Here is a 22466-nt window from a genome sequence, read left to right on the forward strand (position 1 = left end):
GAAGATGGTAATTAGGCGAAAGGAATAATTTACATTATGGAATTTATTTTTATTGAAGATATAAAGATTGAGGAGATGGTGATACTTTATTATGAGGGGTGAGTAATATGGAAATGAAGGTTAAAAATCTAATAGAACAATTCGAAGATTTTCAAATATTGGCAGGTGAAGGAGGATTAAACAAAACTGTAAGTACAGTTAGTATTATGGATGCTCCAGATATATACAATTGGATGAAAGGTGGAGAATTTTTAGTTACTACAGGTTATATAATGAAAGACAATCCTTTAGAGTTAAAAAATTTAGTAATTAAATTACATGAGCATGGAGCAGCAGCATTAGGAATAAAGATAGGTAGATTTATTGAAATATTGCCACAAGAGGTAAAAGAAACAGGAGATAAGTTAAATTTTCCTATTATATATGTTCCTAGATGGTATGCTTTTACAGACATTATAAATCCTGTTCTTTCAAGGATAGTCAATACTCAAGCTAAAAAACTAATGATGTCTGAAGATATACATAAAACCTTCACACAGATGGTCATACAGGGGAAAGGTACTAGTGACATAATGGATATACTATATAAAATATTAGGTAAAGACATAGCATTCATAGATTTGGTTTTTAATCGAAATTACATAAGGGGTACTTCTCATGAACTCAAGGAAGATGTTGAGGGTACAGGACTTAAAAATATCTTAGATAAATATTATAGTTATCCTGTTCAAATAAGTAATTCTATTTATGGATATTTGATTCTTAAAAAAAGTGAAGAAAGTTCTTTGGAGGACTTAGACAATATAACTATAGAGCATGCTAGTACAGTACTCAAACTTAATATACAAAAAGAGATATCAAATTATCAAATAGAGCAAAAATATAGGGATGAATTTATTCAAGATTTGATAATAAATAATATAAGGACTGTAGAAGAGGCAAATAATAGGGCAGCATTATATGGCTGGAAAATAGAAAATGGTCTTGTTTGTTTAATAGTAGATATAGATAATTTTAAAGAGAAGTTTATGTCTTTAAAAAACACACAGGAGTTAGAAAATGAGAAGAATAAAATATTCAGTTTGGCTAATTCTAAAATGAGAAGAAACTTTAAACAGTGTTTTTATACAATATATAGTGATAGTATAGTGTTTCTAGTGGAGCAAGATATAGGCTCTATAGAGGATTTCTTTGAAAGATTAGAAAAGGTTTCAGAAGAAATAAGAGAAGAAGTCAAGGAAAATAGTAAATTTACAGTTTCTATAGGAATAGGGACATATCAAGAGTCTATTATAGATGTATATATTAGTTTTGTAGAAGCTCAAAAAGCTGTAAGAATAGGTAGAACAGTTTATGAAGAAGATAAGACTCATATTTATTCTAATCTAGGAGTTTATAGAATGCTTTATAATCTTTCTCTTGAAGATGATGCCCATAGTTTTTGTGAAGAATATTTGAAGAAGATAATTGACTATGATATTGAAAATAATTCAGAATATATGAATACATTGAGAACTATAGTAAAAAATGATTGGAATTTAAAACAGACTTCAGAAGAGATGTTTATTCATTATAACACCATAAAATATAGATTTAGCAAGATTTGTGAGATAATGAATTTAGATTTAAACAATAGAGAGGAGAAGTTTAAAATAGAGTTTTGTTTAAAATTAATGAATATGAGCAGCCAATACTCTTTGTACATGAAGACTAAAATATAGTCTTCTTTTTTATACCTTAGGAACAGTGTGTATATAGGTTATTAACTATATAATAGTATTAAACAAAAAGTTAACAAGGAGGAAAAGACATGTATAAAACAACAGTAGGTATGTTAAAAGATGTGTTAGCTTCAGTTAAAAATAATAATTTATCCGATCCTTTTAAGGATTTAGAAAAGACAGGGAAGGTTATTCTAAAAGGAGGGTTAGTAATAGACCCTAAAAATGGAATTGAAGAAGTACAAGATTTGGCTATACTAAATGATGAAATTGTAGAAGTAGGGAATGATATTTATGCAGAAAAAGGAGATATTGTAATAAACTGTGAAGGACTTTTAGTTGTGCCAGGAATAGTAGATATGCACCTTCACTTAGGAGATTTATTTGAAGTTAGTACAGACCCAATTTATGGTGCAGTAGCTAATGGAGTAACAATGGGACTTTCTCCCGGAGCAGGAAATACTTTTATGGCACCAGCTTTACTAGGGGCTGAAGTAGATAGAGGATTACCAGTAAATATTGGTTTATATCAAGGGGCAGCAAGTGTATTATCTACCATGTTATCAGTAGATGAACTAATAAAGTTATATAAAGGTGAATTAGATGTAGAAACTGCTTCATCAAGAATGACAAGAAATGCAATCACTAATACTACAGCACCTTTAGTAGTAGGAATTAAAGACCACATGGGACATTTTATAATGTCTGATGAAAATATAGAGAAGATATTTGAAATAACTTCTAAGGCTAATTTACTATATATGACCCATACTCAGGATCCAGATCATGCTATTAGATTATTTGAATTATCTAAAGGAAGACCACTTCATCTAGGACACACAACAGCTGCAGGATGCGGTACTCATATGGAAGCAGCAGAAGGTATGAAGACAGTAATAGATTTATGTAAAAATCAAAATATAACTGGAGAGTTTGTAACTACAATGTTAAGAGAAGGTGGAGGAAGTAGAGAAGGACTTATTCTACCTAAAAAATCTCAACAACTAGCCTATGAAGCTTTAGAAAAAGGAATAGTAGATATTCTTATATCTGATGGACAAAATGATGCCACAATGAAAGGTTTTGGAGATACAAGAGATAATATTCCAGCCATATTAGAATTAGTAGAAATGGGAGTTTTAAACTTAAGTAATTCAGTTGCCACTATGACTTCTAATCCAGCACGATTAATAGCTGAAAGAACAGGTAATACTTGGTGGACTGAAAAAATAGGGCATTTAGGTAAAGGTGCTTTAGCTAATATAACTGTTATTAATAGAGAAGTAAAAACAGCAGTCTATACCATAGTAAATGGAGAAGTAGTAGGCTTTGAAAATAGAGCAGTGAGACGTGGCAGTGGAGCAGGTGGATTTGTAAGTAAATTTGGTATGGTTAAGAGAATAGGAGTAGGAGACTTAGTAATGTTCTCATATAGAAGATAATAATGGACTTAGTAAAAGGGGAGCTAAATTAATGGACAGAATAACAGAAATATTAAAAAGATTAATTAATATAAATACTACTAATTTACCTGGTAATGAAATGGATGCAGTAAATGAAATTCTAAAGTTTTTTCCTCAAGATATAGAATATAAAATAGTAGATCATGGAAATAATAGAGGATCCTTAGTAATAGAAATAGAGGGAAAAAGTCACGAAAAAATTGGATTTATAGGGCATATAGACACTGTACCAGTATCAGATGAAGATAGTTGGATACACCCTCCTTTTGATGGAGTAATTGAAAATGGCTATATGTATGGCAGAGGTACTTCTGATATGAAGGGTGGAGTTACTGCAATGATATTAACAGCATTGTATTTTCTAGAAAACAATATAATTCCACCCTATACCTTAAAGTTTGTATTTACAGCTGACGAAGAATCAGGAGGATTAGGTGTACGAGCTTTAAGAGATAAGGGATTATTACAAGATATATCAAAGGTTTTTATCACAGAACCTTCTGATGAAGAAATCGGTATCTGTGAAAAAGGAACTCTATGGTTAAATATCCGTATAAAAGGAAAATCCTCCCATGGATCTAAGCCAGAACTAGGAATAAATGCTATAGAAAAATTATACGAGTATATAAATAAACTTAAGAATACTTTAGACTTAGACAAGAAGCATTCTTTACTAGGAAATTCTAGTTATGCAATTACTACAATTAATGGAGGAGTAAAAACTAATATTATACCTGAAAATGCAAATGCTACCTTAGATATAAGAACTATTCCAGGTTTTAATCATGAAGAAATTATAGATAATGCTAATAAAATTGCTAAAGATATGGAAAATGAAAACCAAGGTATGACCATAGAAGTATATGTGGAGAATAATAGACCTCCTTTAACAATGGATAAAAACCACGAATTTATAAAAGAGATAGTATCTGTATATGAAAAATTATCTTATTCAGTAAAGTTTAAGGGCATAAATTTTTATACTGATGCTTCACAACTTATACCTTATCACAATATTCCTTTTGTAATACTAGGACCTGGTGAGGAAGATATGTGCCATCAGAAGAATGAAAGGATAAAAATTAAATCAATTGGAAGAATGATAGAGTTTTATATTTCTTATATAATAAACTTCTAGATTGGAGGATAAATATGGAAAATATTAAGAATAATAAGAAACAATATAGTGCAGGTTCTTTAGCGGGTCTTATTATATCATTGGGAATAGGTTTTTTAATATATTTTATTCTAAGCAGTATAAATGTTCAAAGCAGCTGGCTAGACTATAATACAATAGTGGCTAATGCAAATCATAATCCATTTTATAAACTTATTTGGTATATAATGAACTTTACAGAAGCTCAATTTTATGCAGGAGTTTTTGCTTCCCTAGGAATAATTATAGGAGGGTTTGTAGCTTGGAGATTAGATGTTAAAAATTCCAAGTTAGCAGGTTTCAATGTTTCTTATGGTTCAAATTTATGGCCTTGGGTATTAGCATCTCAGCTATTATCATTATTTATTGCAATATTTGTTCTAAATTTTACATCTTTCTTTGAAAATGGAGAATATACTTGGTTACCAACATTTATTACAGTAGTAGGAGCTCCACCAGCTATAATGTTATTATATGGTCCAAGTATAAAGGCTTTACTCACAGGCTCTATTCTCGGAGGAGTTATGGGGTTCCCAGTGGCTTTTTGGATAACAAATAATATTATACCTGCCCTAGGAGTACCTGGAGTAGTTTCAAATGTATTTACTATGGCAATAACAGGAATATTAGTTTGTGGTATAGCTAAGGCACTGCCATGGATGAAAAAAGTACCATCCAAGACATTAAATAGACCAGTGAAATCACAAGAAGAAACTCTAAGGGAAATGGAGAAGCCATTATGGTTCGTAAGAAGGGTTTTAGCAGATTTCTCTGAAGCTCAATTTTACGGAAATGAAATAGCTGGATTATTTATTATAATAGGAGCTTCATTAGATTGGATATTAAATATAAACCATGGTGCCTATGCTTCAGGTGCAATCCCAGCAATTATATTATCCCAGTTTGTTGGTTCATCAATAGGAGTATTTTTATACTTTAACAAATATGTTGAAAAAGGATGGTACGGAACCTATGTACCAGTAGTAAGTGTTGGACCAGCTTGTGTTTTGATGTTTGGTTCATCGGTGGGAGTAGCTGTTACTGCAGGTATATTAGGAGGTATAATAGGACCGCCTTTAGCAGAATATTTCTGTGATAAACTACCAGAAGATTATCATCCAACTATTGGAAATGTAACCTCCATGGGAGTTACAACAATAGTGGTATCTATGATAATAAAGGTGCTTCCTTGGTTTTAAATAAGAAATAAGTTGTAAAGAAGGTTGAGCAATTTGGCTCAACCTTTTTTATATAAAATTTTGTAAGGCTCTAATATAATCATAGCTTGCATAGGAAATATAGTATTTATATATAAATATAAAGATTAATATAATAAAAGATAATATAAATAAAGTTTTTTTATTTACTAATTTATGATATTATAATATATTAACAACATAAATATTAAATGGACATTGATAATATACTATTAGGGGTGAAGGGACAATGACCAATATAAAAAGAGAATTATTTGCATTTTCAGCATCTGATATTAGTACAATGGAAGAGCATTTTGAAGAAATGGCTAAAAAAGGCTGGATGTTAGATAAGATTGGTGAATATTCAATTAGGTATAAGAGGACAAAGCCCCAAGAGTTGAAGTTTTGTGTAGATTTACTTCCTAAGCTTTCAGTTTTTGACTATCCTCATAATGAAGATGTAGTGAGATATAGAAATCTATACATAAATTCGGGTTGGAATTTTTTAACAGCCTCTCATAAAATTCAAGTTTTTTATTCACTAAAGGAAGATAATTTACTACCCATTCAAACTGATGACAGAAAAAAACAATCTATAATAAATAAATCTTTATTATTTGAAATAATTGTATATATAGTTTATCTTTTTATTCTTATTGGGAGTTTATTTAAATTATTTCCAGTAGATTATAATAGACTTAAATCCAATATAGATATAGTAATGACAATAATGACTCCGATATTTATCATACCAGGGGTGGCTTATATATTTTCACATGGTTTTTGGATATTTCGAGCTAAGGTGGCTATTAAAAATGGGGAAAAACTACCTAAAATAAATTATAAATATTTAAAATTTAGAACATTTTCCCTTTTATATCCAGCGTTGTTATTTGCAGTTTTAACTATAGCTGCATTAATTACTGATTTGATTAATGGGAACTTTCAAGGAGCTTTTTCATTATTGCCTGTAATCATAGGCATTACAGCAGGAACTTTATTTAGAAAAAATAAAAATAAGAAAAAAAGAAGTAAGGATAGAAACGTAGTATTATTTGGAGTTTTTATTGTTTTAGTGGTAATAGGGGTTAATATAATTATTCTTAAATTATATGATGCAGGGGAAACAGAAGAATTGAGAGAAGGATATAAAGGTCTTACTTTAAATGATTTTAATCAAAGGGAAATTGATTATTCAAATTTTTATAGGGAAGGAAGTATATTACTGCCTAAGATATCTACCTATTATGAAGAGTCCTCAGATGGGAATGGAGATTATGTAAGAACTCAATATATAAAGGCTATAAATAATAAGATGGCTAAATATGTATTTGATGGAATGATTGAAAAAGATACTAAAAGATACAGAAGAAGGGCAACTCCTGCAGATATGTATTATGATTATTTTGATAAGGCTTTTTTTATGGATTATGATTTTACTAGAAGTATAATTTTATTAAAGAATAATGAAATATTCTATATAGACAGTCATTTTGATTTATCAGATAAAGATAATATAAATATTATTGTTAATAAACTAAATAATTATTAAAGCTGGAGGAAGGGATGAAAGAAAAAGATTCATAGAATAAAATTATAATTTTGGTAGTCTTATTTTATATTTTTTAGGTGCTTTGTTTAAGTTTTCATTATCAATAATTGTGATTTTATCACTTCCAGGAATAACTAATACTTGCATAGATTCAATATTTTCCTCTTTATAAGGGTATATTTTATTATTCAAAAAATCTATACAATAAATCATATTACCTTTTTGAAGTATTAAATATTCATTATAATAATAAAGAGAAGAATCTTTTTGAAATACATATTTTATAGAATCACTGCTATATAAATATATGTATGACTTTTCTTCTTTGGTCAATACAGCAAAATTATCTCTTAAAGTTGATATGTTAAAATTTTCTGGAATCTTTTTTGACTGCATTTGCCTTCCTTCATGATTAAATAGATATAAATAACTTTCATTTGCTAAATAAAGGGTATTTTCATTTGTGTTTGCTAAGAAAACAAGTCTTTCATGGGATATTTCATTTTGGACTATATAAGTATCTAACAAGAATTGTAAGGACTTTTTATCAGTATCATATAAATAAATTTTTCCAATGTTTTTATTCCAGAAGACTAAAAAGCCATTCTTGTTGATTACTAAATTCATCCCATTGATATCTACATTAGCTTCTTTCATCATTTTCAAAAGTTCTTCTTCTATCTTTTTATTTTCTCTTTGTTCAGCAATATCCCTATTCTCTGATTCCATTGTTTTTTCATCTAAGGCTAAAGGTATAAGCCAATTATAGTCTTCTATAATTTCAAAATCATCAAATTTTATTAAATCAGTATCTATTTTCATTTCTTCTACTTGTTTTTCATCAAGAATTTCATTATAAATACTAATTTTTGTTTTACTGCAGGAAGATAAAAGAATTATCATAATAAATAAAAATAAAGTTTTAAAGATTCTCATATATATTCCTCCTATCTATGATACATATAAAATATTTTTAATTAAATTAATGTAATTACTTTTCATAATGAATTCACATATTACCAAAGGATGGTTATGATTGTAATGTGTTATTAGAATTATTTGAATAATCCATCTAATTGTCTTTTATAATAGTATATACTATAAATAGTATATTTTACAAAGAAATAGTAAAAGGGGCTATAATCTATGAATAGAAAGTTTAAATCATATTAAGTTTAGTAACTCCTTTCATAACTGATAAATAAGTTATTAAATAGTCTCTTTTATGTTATAATTTAAGTAAATAAGGTATTGGGGTGATATGGATGTATAGAGATATCAATGAAGAGATTTATGATTTAAAAGAAAGACTTCGCTCTAAAGAAAAATTAGATTCACTAAAGTCTATTGCCATTGAGGAGTTAAAAAAGAAAAATCAGTCTTTAGAGGTTCTAAAAGAAACACTAAAAAAAGAAGAAAAGGATGTATTTAAACTTGAGGGTACGAGCTTAAGTTCATTTTTCTTTAATTTAATTGGAAAAAAAGAAGATAGATTAGATAAAGAAAGGAAAGAATTCTTAGCTGCTAAAATTAAATATGATGAATGTGTTTTAGCTATAAAAGAACTAGAAAATGAGATTGAAAAATGTAATAAAGAATTAATGAAATATTCGGGAGTAAAACAAGAATATGAAAAAGCCATAAAAGAAAAGCAAGAAATGTTAATAAATGATGATACTCATGTAGGAAGAAGACTTCGGAGCTTATTAGATAAATTAAATGAATTAAAACTAGATATAAAAGAGGTAAAAGAAGCTATAAATGCTGGAGAAAATGCATCAAAGGCACTCTTAGATATAAGGCAGCCTCTAGAGTCTGCTCATAGTTGGGGAGTCTGGGATATGCTAGGTGGTGGATTTTTTACAGATCTTATAAAACATTCTAAAATAGATGATGCTAATAAACTTTCTTACGATGTGCAGCATCATCTAAAGAGATTTCAGAAAGAATTGACAGATGTAAACCAGTTTACAGATATTGAAGTAAATATAGGTTCTTTTGCTAAGTTTGCAGATTTTTTCTTTGATGGACTATTTGCTGATTGGTTTGTACAATCAAAGATAAATGAATCTATATCAAATGTAGATGATGCATATAATCGAGTAGAGAGTATATTATCGGATTTAAGTAGAGATTTGAATATAATGGAAAGAGCACAGAAATCTATAGAAAAAGAAATTATTTCCATATTAGAAATGTAGATTTAATGAAAGGAAGTAACTATATGCTAGAGTTGATTGTTTTTGGAATTATATTACTGCCTATTTTAATATTTATAATTTATTCAATTATCCATCCAGAAGAAGTTATGCTTTGGGGAAATAGGTGGAAATATAAAGGAGAAATTGAACCAACTGAAGAGTATATAAAATATCTCCGTGCTACTTCCATAATTAGTTTACTATTGATAATATCAATTATAACAATTTTATTTAATTCTTTATACGGAACAATATTTCTTATATTATCCGTATCTATATCTTTATATTATTTTTTAATTAAATAAGTCATGGGATTATTGTAAAATTAATATATAGCATTATAGTTTAATTGAATACCATAGAAAATATAGGTAACTATAAAAGAAGAAATAGAGAAGTAATTAAGTGTGGAGAAAAGACAATTTGACTGTTAAATACAAATTGTCTTTTTTGTTTTTTCAATAAATTAAATATGATATACTAATGATGAAGTAAATATTTAAAGAGGTGTTTTTGTGTTAATAATTTTGCTTAAAAATTTATTCAATAGAGTTGGAGTTATATTAGTTTTAGCATTGTTTCTTTCAAAGGTTGGATTGTTTAGAAAATTAGTTTCAAAGGAAAATATAGATATTAAAGATAAATTATTGCTATCTATTATTTTTGGTTTTTTTGGAATAATAGGAACTTATACGGGAATACATTTAAAAGGTGCATTAGTAAATTCTAGAGTTATTGGTGTTTTTGTAGGAGGATTACTTGGAGGACCTTTAGTTGGAGTTTTATCAGGTGTTATTGCAGGAGGTCATAGGTTTTTAATAGATATTGGAGGCTTTACGGCTATTGCTTGTGGTATATCAACATTATCAGAAGGTATTATGGCAGGATTATTGAAAAACAAATTTGAAAATAGTCCATATAGAATAACTTTTGCGTTGGTATCTGGGGCAATAGCCGAAGTAATGCAAATGCTAATAATTCTTTTGGTTGCAAGACCATTTTCGGATGCAGTGAATCTAGTTAAAGTAATTGGAATTCCAATGATTGTGGGAAATGGAGTAGGAATAGCTGCATTTATTGCTATAACGGATACTATATTTAAAGAAATAGAGAATGAGGCTGCATATCAGGCTCAACTGACTTTAAAAATTGCTGATAGAACTTTGGCATATTTTAGAAAAGGATATAATGAAGATACAGCAAGGGATACGGCAAAGATAATTTATAATATGACGAAAATTAAAGCTGTTGCATTTACTGATACAGAAAAGATATTAGCTCATATTGGTATAGGGGCAGACCACCATTTAGTGGGAACTCCTATAAAGACCAGTTTAACAAGAGAAACCTTGTTAACTAAGGAATATATAGTAGCAAATACTGAAAGAGAAATAGGATGTGCTTATAGTAATTGTCCATTAAAATCTGCTGTAATTGTACCTATTAGAGAAGAAGATAAGGTTATAGGAACTTTAAAATTATATAAGGGACAGGAAAATTCTATAACGAAAGTAGATGTGGAATTGGCATTAGGCTTAGCTAAAATGTTTTCTACTCAAATAGAACTAAGTAAGATAGACCACCAAAGAGAGTTATTGTCTAGAGCAGAATTAAAGGCTTTACAGGCTCAGATAAATCCTCACTTTCTATTTAATGCTATAAATACTATAGTGTCATTGACTAGAACCCAACCAGATAATGCTCGTAGGCTTTTAATCCATCTAGGTAATTATTTTAGAAACAATTTACAGCAAGAAACAGAAGTTGTGAACTTATATAAGGAAATAGAACATATAAATTCTTATGTTGAAATTGAAAAGGCAAGATTTGGAGATAAATTAAAGATTCTCTATGATGTACCAGAAAACATTGATTGTAAACTTCCACCATTGCTCCTTCAGCCTATAGTAGAAAATGCAATAAAACATGGGGTTCTAGGTAAGATTGAGGGAGGAAAGGTTGAAATAATTGCAAGGGATAATGATATGGAAACAGAATTAATTGTAAAAGATGATGGAGTTGGAATACCTAAGGAATGTTTAAATTCCTTATTTGAAGAAAATTGTAACAAGGAAAGTATTGGACTTATAAATGTAAATGAAAGATTAAAAAACAAATATGGAAAGGAACATGGATTAATTATTGAATCTGAAATTAATAAGGGAACTGCTGTTACTATGGTAATTCCTAAATTTTAAGGAGATGGTTAATTTGTTAAGATGTTTAATTGTAGATGATGAAATGCCTGCTCGACAAGAACTATTATATATTTTAAGCGGTATAGAAGGAGTAGAAGTAGCAGGAGAAGCTTCTCATGGTATAGAAGCTTTGGAATTAATTAAAAAACTTAGGCCAGATATTGTTTTTTTAGATATTCAAATGCCACAGATGAGCGGTATAGATGTTGCTAGAAAATTATTACATGAAGATTATAAACCAATTATAATATTTGTAACGGCATATGATCAATTTGCAATAGAAGCTTTTGAGGTAAATGCAATAGATTATTTGTTAAAGCCTATATCTGAGGAAAGGTTAGAAAAAAGATTAGAGAATATAATTTTTAACGAAGATAAAGAAAAATTTGATTATAATAAACTGCATAAGCTAATTCAAAATATAAAAACTAATACCCATACAACTCCTAAAAGGTTATCCCTTTATCATAATAACAAACTTATTCCCATAGAGATAAAGGATATTATATACGTAACAATAGAAGATAAAAGCACTATAATTGTCAGTAATAAAGGAAAATTTGAAACAAACTATACCTTAAATGATTTAATGGAAAAACTAGATTCCTCAAATTTTTTTAGATCTCATAAATCTTATATAGTGAATCTAAACTATATAGAGTCCATAGAACCTTGGTTTAACTCTACTTATAATATTAATCTAAAAAATAGTAAAGAAGTAATTCCAGTAAGCAGGTACTATTCAAAAAACTTCAAAGAGATTATGAATATTGAGTGAAATGCATTTCAACTTCGAAACCTGCATCTTAGGTATTAAATATAACCTCTTATCTAAAAAAATGAATAAATTATATTTTATTATTGTATTATTATAATGAAACAAAAATAATATAAGGAGGTTTTTTTAGTGATACAATTTATTATTGGAATTATTATACTTATAGTAGGATACTTTGTCTATGGAAAAGTAGTTGACAATCATTTTGGAGCTGATGACAGCATAGAAACACCAGCTACAAGACTTGAAGACGGTATCGATTTTGTTCCTATGAGCTGGCCAAGAATTTTCTTAATCCAGTTATTAAATATTGCAGGATTAGGACCTATATTTGGGGCTGTACAAGGGGCATTATTTGGACCTATGGCATTTGTATGGATAGCATTAGGTTCCGTATTGGCAGGGGCAGTTCATGATTATTATTCAGGTATGCTTTCCATAAGACATGATGGACAGTCTATATCTGAAATAGTTGGAATTTATTTAGGTGAAGGTGCAAGAAAGATAATGAGAGTATTTTCTGTCATATTACTTATTTTAGTAGGTACAGTATTTATGACAGGTCCAGCTAACTTAATGGCTAATATTAAATTATTTGGACTTGGCAGTGTAGATATCTGGTTAGCAATAGTATTTATTTATTATTTCTTAGCAACAATATTACCTGTAGATAAGATAATAGGCAAGATTTATCCATTATTTGGTTTGGCTTTACTTACAATGGCATTTGGTATTGGAACTATGATATTAATAAAAGGATATGAATTACCAGCATTTACAGTATCAAGTTTACATCCAGCAGGATTACCAATATGGGCAATTCTATTTACAACAATAGCTTGTGGTGCCATTAGTGGTTTCCATGCTACTCAATCACCAATGATGGCTAGATGTACCACTAAGGAAAGTTATGGTAGAAGAATATTTTATGGCTCTATGATAGCAGAAGGTGTTATTGCTATGATTTGGGCAGCAGCAGCAATGGTATTCTTCGATGGAATTCCAGGATTACAAGATGCTTTAGCTAATGGTGGTGGACCTGGTGGAGTAGTAAATACTATTTCAACTTCACTTTTAGGACCTATTGGTGGAGTATTGGCTATGTTAGGAGTTATAGCTTGTCCTATTACTTCGGGAGATACAGCTTTCAGATCAGCAAGACTTACTATAGCAGATTCTATAAAATATGAGCAAGGACCTGTAAAGAAGAGATTAATCTTGGCTTTACCTTTATTTGTCATTGCATTTGGATTAACAAGAATAGATTTTAATATAATCTGGAGATATTTTGCATGGTCAAATCAAACATTGGCAATGATAGTTTTATGGGCATCATCGGCTTATTTAGTTAAAAATAATAAGAGCCATTGGATGACAAGTATACCTGCAACCTTTATGACTGCAGTGTCAGCAACTTATCTTCTACAGGCACCAGAAGGATTTAAACTACCTACAACAATAGCATATCCTGTAGGAGCTATTATAGCAGTAGGAGCTATTACATTATTCCTTATGAAGGTAAAAAGAAATAAAACAGTAAAAGCATAATATTACATTTAACCAATAAGTATCAAAAATGATGTCATTTTTGATACTTATTTTCTTTGTCGTATGTCTTGATATATTTTTGCAAAAAATATATATTAATATATAGTAGAAAATCTTTATATAAAGGAGTTAATAGTATGAATTTAGTCTATAAAGGAAAAACAAAAGATGTTTATGAATTACAAAATGGAAATTATCTATTAAAGTTCAAGGATGATGTAACAGGAACTGATGGAGTATTTGACCCAGGAGCTAATACTGTAGGGTTAAGTATAGAAGGAGTAGGTAAGGCTGGACTTAGGTTAACTAAATTTTTCTTTGAAAAATTAAATGATATGGGAATACCAACTCATTATGTAGATGCAGACATAGAAAATGCCACCATGACAGTATTGCCAGCAAAGATGTTTGGTAAGGGTGTAGAAGTAATCTGTAGATATAGGGCAGTAGGCAGTTTCCTAAGGAGATATGGAATGTATGCAGCAGAAGGACAACCACTAGATGCTTATGTAGAAGTTACTTTAAAGGATGACAATAGGAATGATCCTCTCATAACAGATGAAGGACTAGAGATGCTAGGTATAATGACAAAAGAAGAATATAAAATTTTATCTGATTTAACTAAAAAAATTAGTGGAGTAGTTAAGGATGAATTGGCTAAAAAGGGTATGGAGCTATATGATATTAAATTTGAATTTGGTAGGGTTGGAGAAGATAACCATATTGCACTAATAGATGAAATCTCTGGTGGAAATATGAGGGCTTATAAAGATGGAGAATATATTGAACCATTAAAACTAGAAGAATTGATGTTAAAATAATAAATAGGGGTTGTTCTAAGATGATATCTTGAGACAGCCCCTATTATATTCCATTTATTTTATCAATACCTTCATAAATATTACCATTACTAAAATTCACAAAGTTTTCCAGTGTCAATCTTTGATTCTAAGCTTCTAGAGCCAATATCTTGAGATTCTCTTATTGGAGATTTTAAATTAGATGGTCTTGCATCAGAAGTAATACTAAAAACAAAGATAATTGATAAAAAATTATTAAACTTCTAGTCATATTTTTTCTGTCAAATAACACTCTAATCACCCCTTGACTAAGATATTTACTAAGTATATATGAATATACATTCCTTTATGGGGTCGTCAAGGAATTAGATTAGAGGGATTAAAGTTTATTGAAGAAAAGATTAGAAAAACTAAGAAATAAATTTAGAAAATTGGCAAGAATCCAAAATTCGACAAAATTCTTCTCAATATAAAAAAATATGTTATAATGAAATAAGTTGTTAAAACACAAACAAAATATGATTGAGGAGAGATGAAAATGAAAAAAATCTTATCATTAATTCTTGCTATTTCCTTAGTGCTCTCTTTAGGTGTAGGTTGCAAACCTAATGATACAGTTAAACCTCAGAATGAGGGACAAGAAAATAGCAATGAAGTTAAAGTTGATGAAACTTTTGATACTGATGTATTAGTTATTGGAGGAGGCGGTGCTGGTTTAACCTCTGCATTGACAGCTTCTGAGAATGGAAAGAAAGTTATATTAATTGAAAAAGTAGGATACCTGGGAGGAGCTACTCTTATGTCCGGAGGAATAGTACCTGCTTCTGGAACAAAACAGCAGGAAGAAGCAGGTATAGTAGACAATGTAGACCTTTTTGCGAGAGATATTTTTAGACCTAGCTCTTATAGTGTAAGAAAAGACTTAGTATATACTGTGGCAGAAAATGCAAAAGATGTTGTTGAGTGGCTTGAATCATTAGGAGTAAAAATGACACTTATAACTGATTACTTATATTATGGACAATCTAATTATCGTATGCATATAGCAGATGGTAAAGGTAAAGGGATGACTGAAAAAATAATTGAAACTGTAGAAAATGATGAAAATATTACAGTTATGTTAAATACTCCTGGAACAGGACTTATAGAAAAAGATGGTGAAGTTTTGGGGGCTTATGCAAAAACTTCCGATGGTAAGGTAATTAGAATTAATGCGGAAAATACTATTTTAGCCACTAGTGGATATGGTGCAAATCCAGAGATGATAGAAAAATATATTCCTGAAATGAAGAATGCTTTCAAATTAGTTGCACCAGGAGCAACTGGAGATGGCATTTTATGGGGAATGGATCTTGGGGCTAATACTGCTAATATGAAATCATATCAAGGTCATGGTGTATATAGTGAAGAATTTGGGGGAAGTATGGATTTATTTATCCTATATAGAGGAGGAATATTAGTCAATACTTTAGGTGATAGATTTACTAATGAACATATGGGATATTCTGAACTTTCACCTCATGTTTTAGCTCAGCCAACAAGCCATGTATATATGGTATTTAACAAAGAAAATGCAGATAAAACTGCAAAATTTAATGAATATATGGAAAAGGGAGTTGTTGTTTCAGCAGAAACTCCTAAAGAATTAGCATCTAAACTACAAGTAGATGAAAAAACTCTTTTAAATACCTTTGATGAATATAAAAAGGGGATAGAAAAAGGTGAGGATAGATTTAACAGAACAAATCTTCCAACGAATTTTAATGGACCTTATTATGCTATAAAGATAACATCTGACTTGAGACATACTCAAGGGGGATTAGTTACCGATGTTGTAGGACATGTTCTTAGAGAAGACGGAAGTCTTATAAAAGGATTATATGCTGCTGGTGGAGTAATGGAAGGATTTTCTGATACAGCAGGTCCTGGTTATATGTCAGGAAATGGACTTTTACAAGCATTTGTATTTGGAAGAGCTGCTGGAAAGGCTGCAGCAACAGAAACAAGGGAAAGTTCCAAGGTAGTTTTATGGGAAGATAAAACGGAGATATCTAATGATATAGATAATAGTGATAAAGAAGATAAAGAAGATACTAAAACTTTGACCTATAAAGATGGTAAATATGAGGGAGAAGGTAAAGGTCATGCTTCAACTATTAAAGTGTTAGTTACTGTGGATAAAGGTAAAGTATCAAATGTTGAAATACTTGAACAAAATGATACTAAGGAAATATTTGGTTCAGCTGTAGAACATATTATTTCAGGAATAATAGAAAACAACGGTTCCTCCAATGTAGATACTGTAACAGGGGCTACAAATTCTAGCAAGGGAATAATATCTGCAGTTAACAATGCATTAGAAAAAGCTAAATAGAAATTATTTTAAAGGGATTGCTGGTTATAATAAATAACTATCAATCCCTTTATATTTTTCATTATAACAGTCCTAGTCTACAAATTTAAATAAATCTTCTACTGTAACTTTAAATACCTTGGAGATATCCATAGCTAATTTCAAAGAAGGGTTATATTTTCCATTTTCCAAGTGTACAATGGTTTCACGTCTTACACCAACTAATTCAGCCAATTGCCCTTGTGTCATATTCTTATTCTCTCTATATTTTTTTAAATTGGTTTTTAAAGTCGACATTTTATAATCCCTTTCTGTCATAATAGTAAAATAGAACTGCCCTTAGGCTTACAATTATAAATAGGATAATTAGCATTATGAGTCCAATGGTATCTCGTGGAATAACTATTTCTCTATACATCGGAGCTCCAAGAAGAATAGATAAAAATATCAATCCTGCAATAGATGTATTTAGGCATATTTTATTTACTTTACTTAGTATTTTCTCTGCAGACTCATCAATTTCTTCATTCTTTCTTATTAATCCAATAATACCATAGGAAAGCAATCCTATATTGTAGATCCTAGAGATAATAGGTTTGTACTCTTTAAAAGCAAAATTTTCCCTACTTATAATATATAGGATTAATATCATAAATACTATCAATGCTTTTAGAACATATTGTGTTGACAGATTAATTTTTTTAGAGCTCATGAATATTCCCCTCCTAGAAGTGATATATTTATAACTATAGTTATAAATATATCACTTTAAAGATAATTATTCAAGTTTTTATGTTAATTATTTAGAACATTTTTAAATAGGAAATAATTCACATATTGACAATCGAAAACCCAGGTAGTAATATAATCAATATAGTTAGACGACTAACCAAAATAGGAGGTATTAGAATGCACTTTATAGATAAAGACTCTTTATATTATATGTTCTTGGAAATACAAAAACTTCATTATAATCGTTCTCTGCTTCTTCTTGATGAAATAGGAGTATATCCAGGGCAGCCACATTTGTTATTTATTCTAAATAAAATGGGTGGGCAGAGTCAAAAAGAACTGGCAGAAAAATTAAATGTAAAGCCTTCAACTATTACGATAATGCTGAAGAGAATGGAAAAGACAAATTTAGTAGAGCGTAAACAAGATGACAAGGATCAAAGAATATCTAGAGTATATATTACTGAAGAAGGAAGGAAAATATGTAAAAGATCTAAAGAAATATTAGGTATATTGGAAGAAGAGTGTTTTGGAAATCTTTCCTTAGAAGATAAGGAAAATTTAAAGAGATTATTTCTGCAGATTAGGGATAATCTTAAAAATAATAAATGAAAAGGGATGAAATAGAGTAGGAGGCAAATATGTTAAAGTTATTTAGAGAGTTTAAGCCATTTACTATATTAATAATTATCATAATAGGTTTATTATTATTTCAAGCTAGTATGGAATTAGCACTTCCTGATTATATGTCAAATATAGTAAATGTAGGAATACAACAAAATGGAATAGAAGATATAGTGCCTAAAGTTATTAGGGCAGGAGAATTGGAAAAAGTTAAGATGTTTTTAAATGAAGATGAAAGAAATTTATTATATAGTAGCTATAGACTGATAAATAAGGAAGATTTAACTGAAAGGGAATATAAAGATTTTGTAAATAAATATCCATTATTAGAAAAAGAAGAACTATATATTTTAAATACAAAATCTAAAGAAGATATTGAAAAAATGAATTCTTTTTTAGGTAAGCCAATGCTTATTATATGGGGAATAGAAAATGGAGCTTCCCTTCCTTTTGCGAATCTTCCTGAGGAAACAGATCCTTTTATGGTGTTAAAGAATTTACCCAAAGAACAGCTTAATGCTATGAAAAGTGGAATTGATGAGCAGTTTAAAAATCTGCCCGAAACAATGATAAATCAGTCTGCAACAAATTATATTAAATCAGAATATGAAACCATAGGAATAAATATGAGAAAAACTCAATCTAATTATATTTTGTACACTGGTGGAGTAATGCTATTTATTGCCCTTTTAAGTATGGCAGCATCAATAAGTGTAGGATTTATATCTGCTAGGGTTTCAGCAAGTTTAGGCAGAAACCTAAGGGATAAGGTGTTCAGACAAGTAACTGCCTTTTCAAATAGTGAATTTGATGATTTTTCAACAGCTTCCTTAATAACTAGAAGTACAAATGATATACAGCAGGTACAAATGTTTAGTATGTTAATGCTTAGGATGGTATTTTATGCACCAATACTTGGAGTTGGAGGAATTATAAGAGCTCTTAGAACAAATACTTCAATGGCATGGATAGTTGCAGTAGGAGTTATGGCTATTTTAACCTTAGTTATAGTTATTTTCTCCATAGCTATGCCAAGATTTAAAAAGCTACAGAAGTTAGTAGATAGGGTTAATCTTGTAATGAGAGAATCTCTCAATGGGCTTATGGTAATAAGGGCTTTTAATACTCAAGGATTTGAAGAAAAGAAATTTGACAATGCAAATAATGATTTAACAAAGACTAATCTATTTGTATCAAGAATAATGACTACTATGATGCCTACTATGATGTTTATTATGAATGGTATTATGCTCCTTATCATATGGGTAGGAGCCCATGAAATAGATAAAGGTGCGATACAAGTAGGAGATATGATGGCATTTATGCAGTATACAATGCAGATAATCATGTCATTCTTTATGCTATCAATGGTTTCAATAATACTTCCAAGGGCTTCCGTATCGGCAGGGAGAATTGCGGAGGTATTAAATAAAGAGCTTACAATTAAAGAAGCTGAAAACCTTAAAGAATTTAATAAAGATGTTAAAGGATTATTGGAATTTAAAAATGTAAGTTTTAAATATCCTATGGCAGAGGAATATGTTTTAAAAGATATATCCTTTATAGCAATGCCAGGAGAGACTACAGCTTTTATTGGAAGTACAGGAAGTGGAAAATCGACCCTTATTAATCTTATTCCAAGATTTTATGATGTTACAGAGGGAGAGATTCTTCTTGATGGTATAAATATAAGGGATATAAAACTCCATGATTTAAGAGAAAAAATAGGATATGTTCCTCAAAAGGGAGTTTTATTTACAGGAACTATAGAAAGCAATTTAAAATATGGAAAAAATTCTGGAGTTAGTGATGAAGATATTTTAAAAGCTATAGAAATATCTCAAGCTAAAGAATTTATAGATGAAAAGGATAAAGGTATTTTATCTGAAATATCTCAGGAAGGAACTAATATTTCTGGAGGTCAAAGGCAAAGACTTTCAATTGCTAGGGCATTAGTCAAGAAACCAGAAATATTTATCTTTGATGATAGTTTTTCAGCTCTGGATTTTAAAACTGATGCAGCTTTAAGAAAGGCAATGAGCGAAGAAATTAAAGATAGAACTTTATTAATAGTTGCACAAAGGATCAATACAATAATGAATGCTGAAAATATTATAGTTTTAGATGAGGGAAGAATCGTGGGTATGGGAACTCATAAGGAACTTTTAAGAAATTGTGATGTTTACAGACAAATTGCTCTATCTCAACTATCAGAGGAGGAATTGGCTATATGAGTGAAAGAAATATAAAAAGTGGAAGACGAGGAGGACCAATGGGGCAGGGACCAATTGGAGGAAGATTTGAAAAACCTAAGGATTTTAAAGGAACTTTTTCAAAACTTCTAGAATATTTAAGACCCTATAGGTTGAGATTAATTACAGTAGTAATGTTTGCTATAGGAAGTACTATTTTTACCATAAGAGCACCTAAGATACTTGGTAAAGCTACAACTAAAATATTTGAAGGATTAATAAGTAAAATATCTGGTGCAAAAGATGGGGGAATAGATTTTCAGTATATATTAAATATAATTTTACTCTTAATAGGATTATATATATTATCAGCCTTGTTTGCCTTTATACAGGGCTTCATTGTTACAGGTGTGGCACAAAAAGTATCCTATAATTTAAGAAAAGATATATCTCAAAAGGTTAATAGACTTCCTCTTAAATATTTTGACTTGGTATCCCATGGAGATGTATTGTCAAGGGTTACAAATGATGTAGATACAGTAAGTCAGTCATTAAATCAAAGTATGAGTCAGATAATAACTTCTACTACTACTTTAATAGGTGTTCTTATTATGATGTTTTCCATATCTTGGCAAATGACTATTTCTGCAATACTTATATTACCTGTTTCTATGATTTTAGTCATGACAGTAGTTAAAAAATCGCAGAAATATTTTAAGGAACAGCAAAGCTCCCTTGGGAAAGTAAATGGTCATATAGAAGAAGTTTATGGAGGTCATAATATAATGAAGGCCTTCAATGCAGAGGAAGAGGTAATTGGAAAATTTAGTAGAATTAATGGTGAGCTTTATAAATCTGCTTGGAAAGCACAATTTATTTCTGGTATGATGATGCCTATCATGAATTTTATCGGCAATATTGGCTATGTAGTAGTTTCTGTTCTAGGAGGATGGTATGCTATTAGAAAGAAAATTGAAGTAGGAGATATACTTTCCTTTATTCAATATATAAGAAACTTTACTCAGCCAATAACTCAAGTGGCTCAAATATCCAATGTACTTCAATCTACAGTTGCTGCAGCTGAAAGAGTATTTGAATTTTTAGAAGAAGAGGAAGAAACTAAGGAGTCAGAAGTACCTATTAAATTGGAAGAAGTAGAAGGAAGAGTAAGATTTGAGAATATTAAGTTTGGATATAATGAAGACAAGATAATAATTAATAACTTTTCAAGTGATATAAAACCAGGGCAAAAAGTAGCCATAGTAGGGCCTACAGGAGCAGGTAAGACTACTATAGTTAAGCTTCTTATGAGGTTTTACGATTTGAATGAAGGCAGAATACTCATAGATGGTTACGATATAAATGATTTTACAAGGAAGGATTTAAGAGATAATTTTGGGATGGTTCTTCAAGATACGTGGTTATTTAGTGGAACTATTATGGAAAATATAAGATATGGCAGGTTAGATGCAACAGATGAAGAAGTAATACAGGCTTCCAAATCAGCCCATGCTCATAGGTTTATACAAACTTTGCCAGAGGGATATAATATGGTGATAAATGAAGAAGCTAACAATATATCTCAAGGACAGAAACAACTCTTAACTATAGCAAGAGCTATTCTTTCAGATCCTAAAATTCTTATTTTAGACGAAGCAACTTCTTCTGTAGATACTAGAACAGAAATATTGATACAAAGAGCCATGAAAAACCTTATGAAGGGAAGGACGGCCTTTATAATTGCTCATAGACTTTCAACCATTAGAGATGCAGACTTAATCCTTGTTATGAAAGATGGGGATATAATAGAGAAAGGTAACCATGAAGAGCTTCTAAGACAGAATGGATTCTATGCAGAATTATATAATAGTCAGTTTGCAGCTTAATATACAGTAAATATATTAAAATAAAATTCACTCTTAAAGGTAATAAATGACTTTAAGGGTGAA

At 29.8% G+C, this 22466-nt stretch carries 18 protein-coding genes; 15 read left to right on the top strand and 3 right to left on the bottom strand.

Annotated elements, in window-relative coordinates:
* Window positions 1–107: 107 nt before the first annotated feature.
* The 5 genes from BUB33_RS02875 to BUB33_RS02895 all read left to right on the top strand — a co-directional run bounded on the left by BUB33_RS02875 (window position 108) and on the right by BUB33_RS02895 (window position 7091).
* On the top strand, window positions 108–1721 hold the full coding sequence (locus BUB33_RS02875) for a PucR family transcriptional regulator (RefSeq protein WP_072972983.1): 1614 nt from the start codon (window positions 108–110) through the stop codon (window positions 1719–1721).
* A gap of 89 nt (window positions 1722–1810) precedes the next feature.
* Window positions 1811–3163, top strand: a complete 1353-nt coding sequence (locus BUB33_RS02880) for an amidohydrolase family protein (RefSeq protein ID WP_072972986.1) — start codon at window positions 1811–1813, stop codon at window positions 3161–3163.
* 31 nt (window positions 3164–3194) lie between these two features.
* Window positions 3195–4322 carry a M20 family metallopeptidase gene (locus tag BUB33_RS02885; protein WP_072972988.1) on the top strand — a complete coding sequence of 376 codons (1128 nt, stop codon included), beginning with the start codon at window positions 3195–3197 and terminating at the stop codon, window positions 4320–4322.
* A gap of 14 nt (window positions 4323–4336) precedes the next feature.
* Window positions 4337–5539, top strand: coding sequence for a hypothetical protein (locus tag BUB33_RS02890; protein WP_084725095.1), 1203 nt, complete (start codon window positions 4337–4339; stop codon window positions 5537–5539).
* Between the two features lie 247 nt (window positions 5540–5786).
* The gene (locus BUB33_RS02895; protein WP_072972990.1) at window positions 5787–7091 is read left to right on the top strand and encodes a DUF2812 domain-containing protein; all 1305 of its coding nucleotides are present in this window, start codon (window positions 5787–5789) and stop codon (window positions 7089–7091) included.
* Between the two features lie 42 nt (window positions 7092–7133).
* Here BUB33_RS02895 and BUB33_RS02900 read toward each other — a convergent pair whose 3' ends face one another.
* On the bottom strand, window positions 7134–8027 hold the full coding sequence (locus BUB33_RS02900; RefSeq protein WP_072972992.1) for a hypothetical protein: 894 nt from the start codon (window positions 8025–8027) through the stop codon (window positions 7134–7136).
* Between the two features lie 329 nt (window positions 8028–8356).
* On the opposite strand from BUB33_RS02900, the gene BUB33_RS02905 reads away from it, so the two are divergent.
* The 7 genes from BUB33_RS02905 to BUB33_RS02935 all read left to right on the top strand — a co-directional run bounded on the left by BUB33_RS02905 (window position 8357) and on the right by BUB33_RS02935 (window position 16990).
* On the top strand, window positions 8357–9292 hold the full coding sequence (locus BUB33_RS02905) for a coiled-coil domain-containing protein (protein WP_072972994.1): 936 nt from the start codon (window positions 8357–8359) through the stop codon (window positions 9290–9292).
* 23 nt (window positions 9293–9315) lie between these two features.
* Window positions 9316–9597, top strand: coding sequence for a DUF6199 family natural product biosynthesis protein (locus BUB33_RS02910; protein ID WP_072972996.1), 282 nt, complete (start codon window positions 9316–9318; stop codon window positions 9595–9597).
* Between the two features lie 210 nt (window positions 9598–9807).
* Window positions 9808–11490: a sensor histidine kinase gene (locus BUB33_RS02915; protein ID WP_072972999.1), complete on the top strand. Its 1683-nt coding sequence runs from the start codon at window positions 9808–9810 to the stop codon at window positions 11488–11490.
* Between the two features lie 13 nt (window positions 11491–11503).
* A complete protein-coding gene (locus tag BUB33_RS02920; protein ID WP_084725097.1) occupies window positions 11504–12268 on the top strand; it encodes a LytR/AlgR family response regulator transcription factor in 765 nt (254 codons plus the stop codon).
* 129 nt (window positions 12269–12397) lie between these two features.
* The gene (locus BUB33_RS02925) at window positions 12398–13816 is read left to right on the top strand and encodes a carbon starvation CstA family protein (protein WP_072973003.1); all 1419 of its coding nucleotides are present in this window, start codon (window positions 12398–12400) and stop codon (window positions 13814–13816) included.
* Window positions 13817–13953: 137 nt separating this feature from the next.
* The gene (locus BUB33_RS02930) at window positions 13954–14637 is read left to right on the top strand and encodes a phosphoribosylaminoimidazolesuccinocarboxamide synthase (RefSeq protein WP_072973005.1); all 684 of its coding nucleotides are present in this window, start codon (window positions 13954–13956) and stop codon (window positions 14635–14637) included.
* 517 nt (window positions 14638–15154) lie between these two features.
* Window positions 15155–16990 (top strand): FAD-dependent oxidoreductase, encoded by a 1836-nt coding sequence (locus BUB33_RS02935; RefSeq protein ID WP_084725099.1) that lies wholly within the window; start codon window positions 15155–15157, stop codon window positions 16988–16990.
* A gap of 72 nt (window positions 16991–17062) precedes the next feature.
* On the opposite strand, the gene BUB33_RS02940 is transcribed toward BUB33_RS02935, so the two are convergent.
* Entirely contained in the window at window positions 17063–17266 is a 204-nt protein-coding gene (locus BUB33_RS02940) for a helix-turn-helix transcriptional regulator (RefSeq protein WP_072973006.1), read from the bottom strand.
* Between the two features lies 1 nt (window position 17267).
* A complete protein-coding gene (locus BUB33_RS02945) occupies window positions 17268–17681 on the bottom strand; it encodes a hypothetical protein (protein WP_072973007.1) in 414 nt (137 codons plus the stop codon).
* Between the two features lie 197 nt (window positions 17682–17878).
* Between BUB33_RS02945 and BUB33_RS02950 the strand changes: the two genes are divergently transcribed.
* Genes BUB33_RS02950 through BUB33_RS02960 form a run of 3 tightly spaced genes read left to right on the top strand, consistent with a single transcriptional unit; the run spans window position 17879 to window position 22403 of the window.
* Window positions 17879–18313, top strand: coding sequence for a MarR family winged helix-turn-helix transcriptional regulator (locus BUB33_RS02950; protein WP_072973008.1), 435 nt, complete (start codon window positions 17879–17881; stop codon window positions 18311–18313).
* 29 nt (window positions 18314–18342) lie between these two features.
* Window positions 18343–20559: an ABC transporter ATP-binding protein gene (locus tag BUB33_RS02955; RefSeq protein ID WP_072973009.1), complete on the top strand. Its 2217-nt coding sequence runs from the start codon at window positions 18343–18345 to the stop codon at window positions 20557–20559.
* The gene (locus tag BUB33_RS02960; protein ID WP_072973010.1) at window positions 20556–22403 is read left to right on the top strand and encodes an ABC transporter ATP-binding protein; all 1848 of its coding nucleotides are present in this window, start codon (window positions 20556–20558) and stop codon (window positions 22401–22403) included. The genes BUB33_RS02955 and BUB33_RS02960 overlap by 4 nt, the downstream gene beginning before the upstream one ends.
* Window positions 22404–22466 lie beyond the last annotated feature (63 nt).

Source organism: Tissierella praeacuta DSM 18095 (genome assembly GCF_900128955.1).
In the GTDB taxonomy this organism is placed as follows: Bacteria; Bacillota; Clostridia; order Tissierellales; family Tissierellaceae; genus Tissierella; species Tissierella praeacuta.

Excerpts from the sequence above, each read along its gene's own strand:
- BUB33_RS02875 (WP_072972983.1), top strand. The coding sequence starts at position 108 with ATGGAAATGAAGGTTAAAAATCTAATAGAACAATTCGAAGATTTTCAA.
- BUB33_RS02880 (WP_072972986.1), top strand. The coding sequence starts at position 1,811 with ATGTATAAAACAACAGTAGGTATGTTAAAAGATGTGTTAGCTTCAGTT.
- BUB33_RS02885 (WP_072972988.1), top strand. The coding sequence starts at position 3,195 with ATGGACAGAATAACAGAAATATTAAAAAGATTAATTAATATAAATACT.
- BUB33_RS02890 (WP_084725095.1), top strand. The coding sequence starts at position 4,337 with ATGGAAAATATTAAGAATAATAAGAAACAATATAGTGCAGGTTCTTTA.
- BUB33_RS02895 (WP_072972990.1), top strand. The coding sequence starts at position 5,787 with ATGACCAATATAAAAAGAGAATTATTTGCATTTTCAGCATCTGATATT.
- BUB33_RS02900 (WP_072972992.1), bottom strand. The coding sequence starts at position 8,027 with ATGAGAATCTTTAAAACTTTATTTTTATTTATTATGATAATTCTTTTA.
- BUB33_RS02905 (WP_072972994.1), top strand. The coding sequence starts at position 8,357 with ATGTATAGAGATATCAATGAAGAGATTTATGATTTAAAAGAAAGACTT.
- BUB33_RS02910 (WP_072972996.1), top strand. The coding sequence starts at position 9,316 with ATGCTAGAGTTGATTGTTTTTGGAATTATATTACTGCCTATTTTAATA.
- BUB33_RS02930 (WP_072973005.1), top strand. The coding sequence starts at position 13,954 with ATGAATTTAGTCTATAAAGGAAAAACAAAAGATGTTTATGAATTACAA.
- BUB33_RS02935 (WP_084725099.1), top strand. The coding sequence starts at position 15,155 with ATGAAAAAAATCTTATCATTAATTCTTGCTATTTCCTTAGTGCTCTCT.
- BUB33_RS02940 (WP_072973006.1), bottom strand. The coding sequence starts at position 17,266 with ATGTCGACTTTAAAAACCAATTTAAAAAAATATAGAGAGAATAAGAAT.
- BUB33_RS02945 (WP_072973007.1), bottom strand. The coding sequence starts at position 17,681 with ATGAGCTCTAAAAAAATTAATCTGTCAACACAATATGTTCTAAAAGCA.
- BUB33_RS02950 (WP_072973008.1), top strand. The coding sequence starts at position 17,879 with ATGCACTTTATAGATAAAGACTCTTTATATTATATGTTCTTGGAAATA.
- BUB33_RS02955 (WP_072973009.1), top strand. The coding sequence starts at position 18,343 with ATGTTAAAGTTATTTAGAGAGTTTAAGCCATTTACTATATTAATAATT.
- BUB33_RS02960 (WP_072973010.1), top strand. The coding sequence starts at position 20,556 with ATGAGTGAAAGAAATATAAAAAGTGGAAGACGAGGAGGACCAATGGGG.